Genomic DNA, 13,318 nt, shown 5'->3' on the forward strand with positions numbered 1-13,318 from the left:
AGTTAATCGCCAATCAAACCTGAAGATGGCTTGTTTATGAACTCATCACTCCCATCATTATTTCTACATCCGATATTCGAGACCCGCGAAGAAAGAGCGCCCATCTCCCGGCAGGAATTGTGCCTGATCGATACCTCTGGCATTATCAATCACCCCCGTAGTGGCTGCGTACTTGCGATTGGTCAGGTTGCGTGCTTCGGCAAACCAGGCAAATCCACTTTTGCTCCGTTTGCCGATTTTGAAACCCAGCAGCGCATAGGAATTGGCATATACCGTATTGGCATGGTCCACATAATATTTCTGTGGTGACCATTCTACATTCGGACCAGCGTAGTAGCCATCAGCATGACGGTAAGTCAGTTCCGCTTTGTAGAAATGACGTGGAATGCCGGCTAACTGATTATTACCGAAAGAAGCATCCCCATCGAATTTGAAATCATTGAACAGATACATCTGGCGCAGATAAAACATCTTTGCCAATTCTACATCTAGACCCAGTTCAACCCCCTGATGCACTGTTTTATCCGCATTGACCGTACCCAGTGGAGAACTGGTGATAGGATCCACCCGGGCAAGCAACTCATTACGTACATGCGCCCGATACAGCGCCACATCCCATTCGGCTATACCGAAGTGACCCCGGCTGCCAACTTCAAATGTGATCGCACGCTGAGCTTTGGCAAATACCGGTGCTTGCACCGGCCCGGCAGTCAGTTCGGAAAAACTGGGAGGCTCAAAACTGGTACTGACATTACTGAAGAACTGAATATGCGGATTCAACTCATAAATCAATCCTGCTTTGGGAATGAAGCGCTGGTAGTTCTTGCTTCTATCTTGGGCGCCTGCCCCAAACAGATCCTTTTGTTTACGTGTCGTATAACTGTACTGCGCACCCACAACCAGTGAGAGTTCTGGCAATACGTACAGCTGATCTTCCGCATAAACGTCATAAGTGCTGGCACTCTGATCAAACTTGGCTGTACGTGCACCCGCTCTGCCACCAATATTGACGAAACGGTTATCCATGACAGTGCCCCAGCTCGGCTCGAAACCAACTACAAAACGGTTGCGCCAGCCAGCAATCGGCATCTCATTTATATAGCGCAACCCCAGGCCATAATCATGCGATGGCTGATCCAGCACCTGAAAGATCGGATGCCACAACTTCTTGTGTGAATAGAATGCGGAGAATTCCAGTTGCTGGCTATTTCCCAGCTTAAGCACAGTGCGGTTAGCCACCCGGATCAGATCAAAATCCCGCTTCTGCCGACCAGCCAGACTAACCGCATTCGCTTGTTTGGGATTGGCTCTCAACTGTGCCTTAGTCAGGTTACCCGGCAATTGTGAATCAGTTTTGGTATAAGTGAGATAAAAACGGGTTTCCAGATCGGAGTTAACGCGATAACCCACATTACTGAACATGCGCCAGTTTTCCTGCTCTGACCAGTCACGAAACCCATCCTGGCTGTAGCGGGACACACTGGCAAAATAATCCAGCGAGCCATGCACTCCGCCGGAAGAAAGCATCAGACGGTTATAGCCGAAACTACCCGCTTCGCCACGTGCCCGGAAACGCTCGGCATCGTAACCGGTAGGCGTCACATAATTGATTGCTCCGCCCAGTGTGGTCGATCCGAACTGCAACGCATTGCCACCTCGATAAACCTCAATATAGCGTGCTGCCAGCGGCTCGATTGCCTGAAAATCCGCACCACCATCAGCCAGATTCAGACGAGAACCATCCTGCAACAGCTTGATACCACGCATATGGAAAGTACGCTGAATACCGGAACCACGAATCGACAGGCGTGCTTCTTCAGCACCAAAACGAGGCTGAACGAACACCCCCGGTGAATAACCCAATGCATCCTGCAACGTCGAGGCACGACCGGTGGCATAAGATTCGCTGTCAATCACGTTAGCACCACCCGGAATCTGGCGCATTTTCTGTTGCACTTCCGGCAGACTCGGCACGGTAAGGGGTAAATCATCCTTAGATGTAGTCACTTTTATTGTTTCAAGCTGTACTGGTTCATCAACCTCATGAGCTTGCACCAATGGCGTTGCCATAGCTGCCAACATACCTGCCAGTACAATGACAAGCGGCTTCCGGGCGGTGATTTCCCCACCCGATGAGTCATAAAGCCCAGCTTGTTTAACCCTTTTTCCCTTCATTTTCTTTCCTCTGGAATTATTAGTATTGGCAATTACTGTAAACTGCCAATCTTAAGCCCGGCAGAATGACATCACAATGCGACAAATTGTCGCACCTGGAAGCGGAAAAGACGGATAACGGGTTAATTCAGCGTTATGTTCCGCAAATAGAAATCGGAAACGAAAGAGTTTTTGGTTTACCGTTGTACTTCAGATTTAAACAGGTGTGCTAAAAAACTGCTTCAGTACTTTGATGATATATTCATGATCCTGGACACCGGCACTTTCCCGGATACTGTGCATCGCCCACATCGGGCAACCGACATCGATACTGCGTATACCGAGCTTTGCCGAAGCAATCGGCCCGATAGTACTGCCGCAAGGCAGATCACAGCGGTGTGAATAACGCTGGTAAGGTACGTCAGCTGCTTCACACCAGCGCATAAAATGCGCGGCAGAAATACTTTCTGAGCTATAGCGGTGATTTGCGTTGAATTTGATGACCGGACCCTGATTTACGAAGACTTTATGATCCGCATCGTAGGATGAAGGAAAATTGGGATGATAGGCATGTGCCATATCAGCACTGATCAGGAAGCTCCGAGCCAGGGCGCGTGCAGCGTTCTCGGTATCCGATGAGGTTGCAAAGCTGATCCGCTGCAGTACATCGGACAGGAAACTGCCTCCAGCACCAATATGACTTCCGCTGCCGATTTCTTCATGGTCGAAGAATGCACATACCAACGTACTTTCAGCATGGTTCAGAATGGCATCGTCCAGCACCGCCTGCAGCCCGGCATGGCAACTGGCCAGGTTATCAATCTGACTGTTGGCGTAAAATGCCTGATCAGCTCCCCAGAATACTCCTTTCTGAGTATCGTAGACCGCCAGATCCCAGGACAGGATTTGGGAAGCGTTGATACCGGCCACCTGTTCCAGCAGTGTCAGAAAATAAAGCTGTGGCAACTGATCGTCGGCCAGTTGTGCAAACAACAGCGGTAATTCGTTCTGTTTATGCAGTTTCAGCCCATTTTCATTGACACCCCGATTCATGTGAATCGCCAGATTCGGCAAACGCAGCAGGGGCTGGTCAAAGCGCACCAACCTGTGTACAAGCTGCCCACAATCATCAATATAACTGATTCGCCCGGCCAGACTCAGATCACGGTCGGTAAAAGTCGCAAGAATGGGGCCACCATAAACCTCTACCCCGAGCCGGACAATCCCATCACTTGCAGTTGCTGCATTTGGCTTGATCCGCAACCCGGGTGAATCAGTATGCGCCCCGATAATCCTGAAACCTGATTCGGCGAGCGCCTTGCTTCCTAGGACAAACAAAATGATGGATGAATCATCCCGTACCACATAGTATCGGCCACCCGCCTGCAATACCCACTTATCTGTTTCTTCCAGCCGGATAAACTGAAATTCCCTGAGTGCTGTTTCGATCGAAGCCACCACATGCCACGGACTGGGACTCTGGTCGATAAAATCCAGTAAATTCTGTACCTGCTGCCGTGCTGTCATGATTGATATCTTTGAATGTTATTCACACCGGGAACCGGCACTTGCCTGAAACCAGACAGACCGAGGTATTTTGCTTCAATACCTATTTTAGCAGGCTGTTCTGTTACTTCGGCTTAACACGAGCAGATAGAATGACAGCAAAGTCCGCACCATCAATCAATGATGGCCGGACTTCTGACTGTTTACACTTCAATAACTGAACGCAGCTTCGAGCAGATAGGTACGCTGCGGATAGGGGTGGAATACCCAGGCCTTGTCGTTGTTGAGATTGCTGATACCGAATGAAAACCGGCTTTTCAGCCCGTTATTGAACCGGTATCGGTAGCTGGTCTTGAAATCCATGAAGAAGAAATCGCTCTGGGCACCAAATACGTTGTTCTTATAATCCCTGTTATCAGGATCGTTATAGGAATCGCTGGTATAACGGCCGGACAGGGAGACATCCCAGGCATCCGTCACATGGTAAGTACCAAAAAAGTTGGCGCGCCAGTGTGGCAGGCGAATGACCTGTTTTCCAGTCAGACTGTAGTTGGCGGGCACACCGGTCGACTCAGTAAAGGCGACAACCGGTCCATCATCCACTTTCGAATCCATCCACGTTCCATTGAACATGAAATCGAATCGTGAACCCAGAATGTTCCTCTGTTCAAAAACCAGTTCCACTCCGGTCGTACCAACCTCACCGATATTCTGGAACGCGCTGGTAGAAACGACACCCGAAGCAGAGGTAATTTGCCGGATGGCATCCTTGATATCATCCCGGAATACGTTGACACGCACGTAACCTTTCGGCAGCCCGTACTCCATCATGAAGTTATGATGCACGCCGTTCTCCGGCTTGAGCATCGCATTCGCCGTCAGAATGCTGGTAGGTGTCCCGAGCGATTGATAGAGCTCTGCAATCACCGGGAAACGGTGCGCACGCCCGAAGGAATAGCGGAATTTCCACTGGCCAGGCTCATATCCCAGTGAAACCTTGGGAGAAGTAGCTGTTTCGGTGCGATCCGGTACCGCCACATTGGAGGCAACCCCTTTGCTTGCCTCCCACCATTCCTGGCGCAGACCGGCAGTAATATCCCAGTCAGGCAGGAACCGGAACATGGATTGAGCAAAAACCGCATGGGTCGATGTGCGGCCATCATTGTTGCGGTTAGCCTGCAATGCGCCTCGGGTCAGATCTTCATAATTGGTCAGGCTATATTGCCTGAAGCTGAGGTTATACTGGTCAAAATGGTATCCGGCCAGGAACGATAACTTGTCGTAACCCAACAGCGTCGGTGTGCTCAGCTTGAGATCGTAATTCCACCAGTTGAATTTGCGGAAATCCTGCAATTGTCCGGCACCGGTATTGCCAGGATCAGCATGATTGAAAAACGCTGTCGCACGAATATCCTTCAACACATCGAAATAGCTGAGCGTAGTATCGACATCCCAGCCAGGTGTCAGCGTACCGCGCAGCGACAAACCCAGATTCAGTGTCTCCCGCTTATCGCGACTATCACCAAAGCCACTGCGCACTACATCGAAACGCGTACCATCCAGAGAAGCATTACCTGGATTTGAACAGGTAGCAACCGAGTTGCAGGCAGGTGAACTTCCTCCCCAGAAATAATCCCCGTTCGCTGTGTACAGATAGTTACTCGGATGATTCTGGTTACGCGTACGTTCTTCATATGCCACCGTAAATAGCGTCTGCAGATCAGAAGTAATGTCATATCCGAACTTACCCTTGAACAGATGGGTATTCACTTTCTCAGGACCGGTATCACCATAAATGATGCTGGGTGTTCCACGTGTATCGGGCGTCCTGATACCGCCTATCACTGGCGTTCCTCCGGGCACATCGAACAATCCCGTGTTATCAATGAAATACATTTGTGGCTGGCTCTGAGCTTCCAGACGATTGTAAGCCAGGAATACGGTAAATTTGTCCTGAATCCTGTTGCCGTAGGAAAAATACTGCCGATCACCAATAAACGTTCCTTTATCCTCCCCGTAATTCTTGTAGGGTTGAATGAACAGGCTTCCTTCGAAGTAAAACTCCTGCTTGTGCGGCATACGCGTTCTGATATTGGCGACTCCCCCTATCGAATTGCCACTGTATTCGGCTGAGAAAGGACCATAAACGACATCTACCGAATCGATTTCGTTGGGGCCGACCAACGACCAGCGCGGTGCACCATTGAAGGAAGCCTGCAGAAAATTGTGCAACGGCAGCCCATCGGCATAAACCATGCTGCGCGCAGTTGAAAACATATCGGCTCCACGGATGCCCAGCACACCATTCGGATCGCCCACGTAGCGCTGGCGTATTTGCAGACTGGGCATGTATTTGAGCACTTCTTCCGTAGTTTGCGCATTCTGCTGTTCGATCTGTGTCCGGGTTACACGCATCGAAGGCGAAGTAAAGTGCGAATCCCGCTCTATTTCACCTGTCACCACCATTTCCCTGAAAACGGTTTCATTCCGGACAGCCGGCTCACTGCTTTTCTTTTCTTTCTGTTCGTCAGCCGCTTGTGCCAACTGCTTTCCTGTGTGCTCCCCGTGTGCGCCGGATAACCGGATTCCATTTGAACTGCTGTCTGTCTGCGTTGAAAGATTTTTGCGGGAAAACTGTTTCTGTTGCTCAATATCTTGAGCTGTCCAGGCTGATGTAGCACAAAGCAGGCCAATCAGTACCAGAGGAAATTGTTTCATGGTTCTGAACCATCCTTTCAATTTTTATTGGTAATTAGATTGCAGCAATACCTGGTGTCATATATTTTTTGCAACACATGGCATAAGTTGTCTGCTGCTTATTGTTGTTTTGAAGATGGCTTTCAACTGTCAGATCGGTTGATTACTCTTTCAACGGGCAAAATGCGTAAACCTTCATTTTCGGTATTCCATACAATCAAAGCTTTATCGCTGCTGATCAGTGGCATCGGATAATCGTTTGCGCCAGCGGACAACATCAGACGCCACGGCTCACTCCAGGTTTCGCCACCATCATTTGAAAACATCATCTTTGCAGAATAGACATTCCCGTCAAATTCACGCCAGGTAAGGATGACAGTTTCACCGTATGCAACCACTGCAGCATGGTTGGGTTGCGCATCCATGTCACCCAGTGCCATGGGTTTCGATTCCAGGGTGCCACTGATGCGTTTATAAAACTGGCCCTGGCCGGCGGTACCATTGGTAAACCAGGTCAGATGCAGTCGATCCTTGCCATCTGTTGCAAGACTGCCACCATTGTGAGGACAGGCATCGATCTGCCACTCGTCGCGGGTAACTCTTCTGATGCCTGCTTCCAATTTATCCAAGCTGGGTACAGCAAAATCACGGGTATTAGTGTCGAAAATATTCCGCAGCAGCACGACCGGTCCCTCGCTGGTCCAGGCCAGCGCAGTCCGGCAGCATTCACAGGTATGCTGGTGAATTTGCCGGTTTCGCTCGAAGTGCGCGCCATTGTCGAACGACTGACTGCTGTAGAGTGAGACACCCTTGAATTCTTCACCTTTTTCCCGTGCTGCATCGCGATCTCTTGCATCCAGCCAGGCAACCACCACTCTTCCCTCTCCGTCGATCGCCAGGGAATCGAAACGGTGACTGGTCACACGACCATCATCGTTCAGGATGATCGGTTCCGAAAACGACCGACCTGAATCAATCGAACGCGAGAACTTTATATTCCCGGCATATTTTTCCGCCAGCAGTTCCGTCCAGGTGATCAACACAGTGCCATCACGTGCCACCCGGATCTTGGGACGATTTTCGCCATCACCACCTATATTTTCCGGCACAGGAGTCACCACTACGGATTCGGAAAAATGCTTGCCATCATCTTCTGATCTGGAAACCAGCAAGCGCTGATCAACTACTCTTGCCAGCCATAATCGCCCTTCCTGATCCAGCGTCACCCCTATTGCAAGTACAGTCCGGGGAGGGATTGAGGCCTGCATGACAGACGATTGCTGAGTTAAGCCATCCGCACCTGACCCGGCTGCGATCGCAACCGCAGAGGCAAATACAAGAAAAAATCCAGTCAGCACAAAGAGAGAAAACGTCGACTTCTTCATGGTTTACGCCAAAATTTAGAGAATAGCCGATTCCAAAAAGGATGAAAATGCGACAAATTGTCGCATCTCGATGTGCATGGGAAGTTCCGCATGATTCATGCAGAATCGACTGCAATACACAACACAATTGATTACATTAATGATAATTGTTATCATTAATGATAAATTTGAGCTATTTTGTCTGATCCGGACTGATATTTTCACCACAAGGAGATACCGTATGCATGCACCTGCCATTCTGCGACAGCCGGGAATCGATGCTTTATCACCAGAAAACGCGTCACCCGGGGTCATGGTAATCGATTCCTCTTCTCCCCCGGTAAAACGCTCAAAAATCTGGGAATTGAGCAGAACCTATCACTGTCCTATCGTCGGTCTTTGTTTGCCCGCTTCGGATCTCGAACGTTTTGCCAGACGCTTTCATTTCAAGGCTTCGATAAATAATGCGCACGATCTGCACGTTGAAGCAGTCTGCCGGGTAGCTTCCAGAAACACTGTATCGGAAACGATTCATAAACATCTGGACCGGTTGTATGAAAACCATATCAAACAGTTCGACACAGTCAAAACCGATAGTGAGGTGCTGGCACTGTGGGAAACTTGTTTTACCAGCGGAAAAGTAGCCGGCCCGCTATGGGCAGCACTCACCCACAAACGGATCAGCTCCGAAAGTAGAGAACAGATCCATGACAAGGTTCACATGCACATGCATGAAGCAGTTGCCGAACTGGCAGCCACACAACACCGGCTAAACCAGACAGAGCAAATGCTGAAGGAACTGGCCGGGCAACTGGAACAAATCAGGGAAAAGCACGTACAGACTGAATTACGTCTGCGCCAGCAACTGCAGCAGGCTACTGCTGAAATCAAGCAGTTGCAACAATCCCGACGAGAAAGTGAGGCCGCCCGCCAACGGCTGGAAACACTGGAATCGGGCCAGGTCATATTGCAAATGGGTCAGCGCCTGATGCGACTGACGGTGGAAAACGAACAACTGCAGATCAAAGCAGCACAGACCGACGATCTCAAGCAATCGCTCAAAAATGCCTGCCACAACCTGACCGAACTCTATCACGAGCGCGATACGCTTCGTGCCGAACGAGATACATTGGAAAACCTTCTGCTGACCCTCAATTCCGATAGTACCGCGGATACGGAAACAGAGAATACCGCCGAAACAAAAGCTGCTTCTTACGAGTGCATTCTGTGTGTAGGCGGCCGATCCACGCTGCTGCCGCAATATCGCACACTCGCCAGACAGCTTGGCCTCAAATTATCACACCACGACGGCGGCCAGGAAGATGCACTTTCGCGGCTGCCGGAAATGATATACGGCGCTGCAGCAGTCATCTGCCCGACTGATTACGTCAGTCACGCCGCTTACTATCAGGTCAAAAGACTTTGCCGATTGGGGCACAAACCCTGTCTGCTGTTCAAGGGCACAGGCGTTTCCAGCTTTGCAGCTGCCCTGACAAAAATCGCGTCAGGTCAGGCCAGTATCAACAGTTCTCCCACCAACACGGTTGAAACTACGACATAAAACTATGGCACAGTCCGCCTGCATGACGATCAAATCTCATTCACAACACATTTTACGATTCATAACCCGGAGGAAATATGCTTTTCTGGATTAAAACAATCCAAACCGCTATATGGTTTTATTTATTGATGTTTACTTTGCTGAATGCAGGATCGTTATACGCAGTCGAATCGAAACCGGCCGATCAAACCGGTTTTCTGGTAGTTGCAGCCGACCGGGGATTTGTCGGCAATGAAGAAATTCGTGATGCCTTTGCCTCGTTCTCAGCCAGTCACCCAGCTGCACTGGTGTTTGTTACTGACGAGCGCACCCGGCAAACGCTGCAATCCGGTCTCGCCAGCTTATACCAGCAAAATATCAGTCGGATCGTCGTATTGCCATTATTCATTTCTACTGCAGAACCGCGCTATCAACTCATCCGCACCCTGATCACGGAAGAAAATCAGACGATCCCTGTAACTTTTACGAAGCCTTACGGAGAAAGCTATTTTGCTGTCGAAGCACTCGCCACCCGCTTGCGCGACATGCAGCACACTGCTCAGCAACATCTACTGGTAGTAGGTTACGGGGCGCAGAATGACATTCACCGCCGGGCGATGTATGACGATTGGATGCGTATTGTCAAGCAGGCATCGCAGGGAATTCATTTTCGTTCGATCAACTCACTGATTCTTTTGGAAGCACAAAAAGACGAAGAACCGGAAAATTATGTCAATAAGTCGAAACAGCAGCTTGCCACTGCGCTGACAGCTTTGGGTCCGGTCGCCAAAAACAGTAAAAATCAGGTAATTGCGTTCGCGCTTGCTCCCAAATATGACAGCATGATGTCATTCGAATCTCGGCTGGCACGACTCTTGCCTGGGAATGCAGCACTCAATCACTTCGAGATCGAACCACAACACATGGCTATGTGGATGGAACGCGAAGCTAACCGTAATCTGCCGCTGACCGAAGAAGATACCGGTGTCATCCTGTTTGCCCACGGTTCCGACTTTCACTGGAATGAAAACCTGCGCCTGGCAGTAGAGCCATTGATGCAACGCTACAAAATCGAGTTCGCCTTTTCCATGGCGGATCCATACACGATCGAACGTGCCCTGCGCAAACTGGAACAACGCGGCGCAAAAGCAGCCATCGTCGTCAGTGCCTTTGCCAGCCGCAGTTCCTATCGCAATGAAATCGGTTACCTGACTGGCCTGGATATCGAGAATCCAGACGATCACACCCACGACAACAACAGCGGGCACGGCGGCCATGGAGGACACGCAAAATCCAGTACCCCGGTTCCCAGAATCCTGACATCTCTGCCGGTTATCTGGACAGGTGGTTACGAAGACAATCCCCTGTTTGCCAGTGCATTATTCGATCGCGTACTGGCACTCTCCAAAGATCCCGCCAGAGAAACGATCATTCTGACCGCACACGGTACTCAGGATGATCGGAAAAATGATGAATGGCTGGAAAAACTCAACAGCATTGCCAACCAGATGCGTAATCAGGGAGGCCAGAAATTCAAGGAATTCAAGGTAGCCACCTGGCGCGAGGATTGGCCGGACAAACGAGCACCCTGGGTCAAAAAAGTAAGAGCCATGGTCACCGAGGCAAGTAAACAGGGTGACAGAGTCATCATCATCCCCGCCCGCACCACCTCCGTCGGGCCGGAAAAGCGGTTCCTTTCCGGACTGAAGTTTGAATTGGGTGAAGGTTTTGCACCTCACCCTTTATTTACTCAATGGGTAGATGAACAGATTCACCAGGGACTCAAACTGCACGAAGATGCACTTGCCCGTTAAGCCTTACCTGAAATCCGATAAAAACCCAGGTTGATTGAAGACCTGTTCTAACCAGCCAGCCAGCATTGAGCCAGCCAGCCGGAAATAATTTATTTTCTGGGGGAATGTTATGTTTTCAAGGTTCAAACGTTGTCCGGCCGGCTGGAAGATTTATCTTGCCACCACCGTCACTTTTTTGCTGTTTATCCATCCCGTCCGTGCAGAAACCGCATCGGCCGATACTGAGCCTGCCGATAAACTCATTGCCGCTACCAATCTGCAGGAAGTCACTGTTACTGCTACCCGTACCAGCCGGAAAGTCAGTGAAATACCGGAATCAGTTAGTGTGGTCGATACCGAACAGATACGAACCCGTCAGGCTGCGGATATAGGAGACATAATGCGCTATCTGCCTAATGTAGAACTGGGCGGTGGACCGCGGAATCTCGGTTTGAGTCCTGTCATACGTGGCATGGGAGATGAACGCATCCTGTTCCTGTTGGATGGAGCCAGACAGGATTTCAACCGGGGACACAACGCCCGTATCTTCACCGATCCTAGCCTGCTCAAGCGGGTAGATGTTATGCGCGGCCCAGCTTCAACGGTATGGGGAAGTGGTGCGCTCGGTGGTGTTATTTCCTTCACCACGCTGGATGCAACCGACCTGCTGCGTCCTGGGGAACGCTCCGGGATCAAGGTCAGGGGAGGATTCCAGAGTATGAATGAACAATATATTCCCGGAGTCAGCGTTTACGGTCTGGCTGGAGAAGAGTTCGACTATCTGCTGGATTTTTCTTACCGCAATGCAGCCGATGATATCCGCCACGGTGACGGTTCCAAACTGCAAAACTCTCAGTTTCAATCCTATGCCGGTCTGGCCAAATTCAACTGGACACCGGGTCATCACCAGTTCATGTTTTCTACTCAAACATTTGACCAGGCCGGAAAGGTCCCCTCCAATTCACAAACCGCTTCCACTCCGGATACCCTGGTAGATCGGGATACCGAACAACGCAACTACACGTTGCGTTATCGCTACGAGAATCCTGACAATTCCTGGTTGAATCCGGAAATGCTGGTTTACCACAATACGACTTACAGCCTTGAGAAACGATTGTTTGACGGGAGACGTGACGAGACTGATTTTTCCACCACGGGTATCAACGCACGCAACAGCTCACGTCTCGACCTGAGCAGCTTCGCCACCCAATTGATTACTTACGGAGTCGATTATTTCCACAATGAGGCCAAGGGTAGACGTAACAGTGCCAAACGGCCGGAATTCCCTCAAGGTAATGCAGATGTGGTAGGTGTATTCCTGCAGGATGAAATTACGCTGTGGGATCGATTATCGCTGATTCCCGGCGTACGCTGGGACTATTTCCGCAGTGAAGCCGAAGGCATGGCTACCAATGCCAACAAAAATGACCGTGTTAACTTCAAAATCGGCGGACTGTTCAAGGTTACCGAATGGTTTTCACTCATCGGTAATTACAGTGAAGCATTCCGCGCTCCGACATTGAGTGAACTGTTTACCACTGGTACCCACTTCACTTGTGGCCCGGGTTGCGCCAATCTGTTCGTACCCAACCCCAATCTTAAGCCGGAAACAGCGTTCAACAAAGAAGTGGGAGCACGCATACAAAAATCGAACCTGCTGTATGAGAATGATCGCCTGGCTATTCGGGGAGCCTATTTTCATAACAAGGTCAAAGATTTCGTTGATCTAATGGTCGACTTCGTTTTTTTCCCGGTTCCCGGTAACCCCGGCAGAGGAGGTGTCACGACTAGTGACAATGTGCGGGATGCCGTACTGGAAGGATTCGAAATAGAAGCCAACTATGCAGCCAAATACGGCTATACCGGCTTCTCCTATTCCCAGACGCGCGGCTACAACCGGACAGATGGAGGAGTATTGTCCAATGTCCAGCCGGATAAGTGGATTGTAATGGCCGGTCTGAACTGGCCGACCTACGACCTTTCCCTCGGCTGGCGCAGCAGCATCGTCGAAGCCCAGAATCGTGTACCGACAGGTGGAACCCCTACTCCTGGTTATACGCTACATGACGTTACACTGAGCTGGTTGCCGCAGAATGGCTCATTAAAAGGGGTACGGCTGGATTTCGGCATCGACAATCTGACCGATAAGGATTACCGGCGCCACCTCAACGTATTGAGAGATCCGGGCCGCAACTACAAACTTGCCGTTTCATATCAGTTCTGATCGAAGGTCTGTTGTCATGGGATATTTCTCAAAAAATATT

7 protein-coding genes are annotated in these 13,318 nt (G+C 50.2%); 3 read left to right on the top strand and 4 right to left on the bottom strand.

The window, feature by feature from the left end; genetic code table 11:
• Positions 1-63: 63 nt before the first annotated feature.
• From ABUL11_RS00755 to ABUL11_RS00770, 4 genes are all read right to left on the bottom strand, one after another.
• Entirely contained in the window at positions 64-2,175 is a 2,112-nt protein-coding gene (locus ABUL11_RS00755) for a TonB-dependent receptor family protein (RefSeq protein ID WP_350281955.1), read from the bottom strand.
• A 195-nt stretch (positions 2,176-2,370) separates the two neighbouring features.
• Positions 2,371-3,681: a M18 family aminopeptidase gene (locus tag ABUL11_RS00760; RefSeq protein WP_350281956.1), complete on the bottom strand. Its 1,311-nt coding sequence runs from the start codon at positions 3,679-3,681 to the stop codon at positions 2,371-2,373.
• A 189-nt stretch (positions 3,682-3,870) separates the two neighbouring features.
• A complete protein-coding gene (locus ABUL11_RS00765) occupies positions 3,871-6,378 on the bottom strand; it encodes a TonB-dependent receptor (RefSeq protein WP_350281957.1) in 2,508 nt (835 codons plus the stop codon).
• 122 nt (positions 6,379-6,500) lie between these two features.
• Positions 6,501-7,742 carry a sialidase family protein gene (locus ABUL11_RS00770; RefSeq protein WP_350281958.1) on the bottom strand — a complete coding sequence of 414 codons (1,242 nt, stop codon included), beginning with the start codon at positions 7,740-7,742 and terminating at the stop codon, positions 6,501-6,503.
• Positions 7,743-7,962: 220 nt separating this feature from the next.
• Here ABUL11_RS00770 and ABUL11_RS00775 point away from each other — a divergent pair, with 220 nt between their 5' ends.
• From ABUL11_RS00775 to ABUL11_RS00785, 3 genes are all read left to right on the top strand, one after another.
• Complete coding sequence (locus ABUL11_RS00775; RefSeq protein WP_350281959.1) at positions 7,963-9,282, top strand: DUF2325 domain-containing protein; 1,320 nt, start codon at positions 7,963-7,965, stop codon at positions 9,280-9,282.
• A gap of 77 nt (positions 9,283-9,359) precedes the next feature.
• Positions 9,360-11,075, top strand: coding sequence for a sirohydrochlorin chelatase (locus ABUL11_RS00780; RefSeq protein WP_350281960.1), 1,716 nt, complete (start codon positions 9,360-9,362; stop codon positions 11,073-11,075).
• Between the two features lie 109 nt (positions 11,076-11,184).
• The gene (locus ABUL11_RS00785) at positions 11,185-13,278 is read left to right on the top strand and encodes a TonB-dependent hemoglobin/transferrin/lactoferrin family receptor (protein ID WP_350281961.1); all 2,094 of its coding nucleotides are present in this window, start codon (positions 11,185-11,187) and stop codon (positions 13,276-13,278) included.
• Positions 13,279-13,318: the final 40 nt, after the last annotated feature.

The sequence above is a fragment of the Nitrosomonas sp. genome, from assembly GCF_040256045.1.
GTDB lineage: Bacteria > Pseudomonadota > Gammaproteobacteria > Burkholderiales > Nitrosomonadaceae > Nitrosomonas.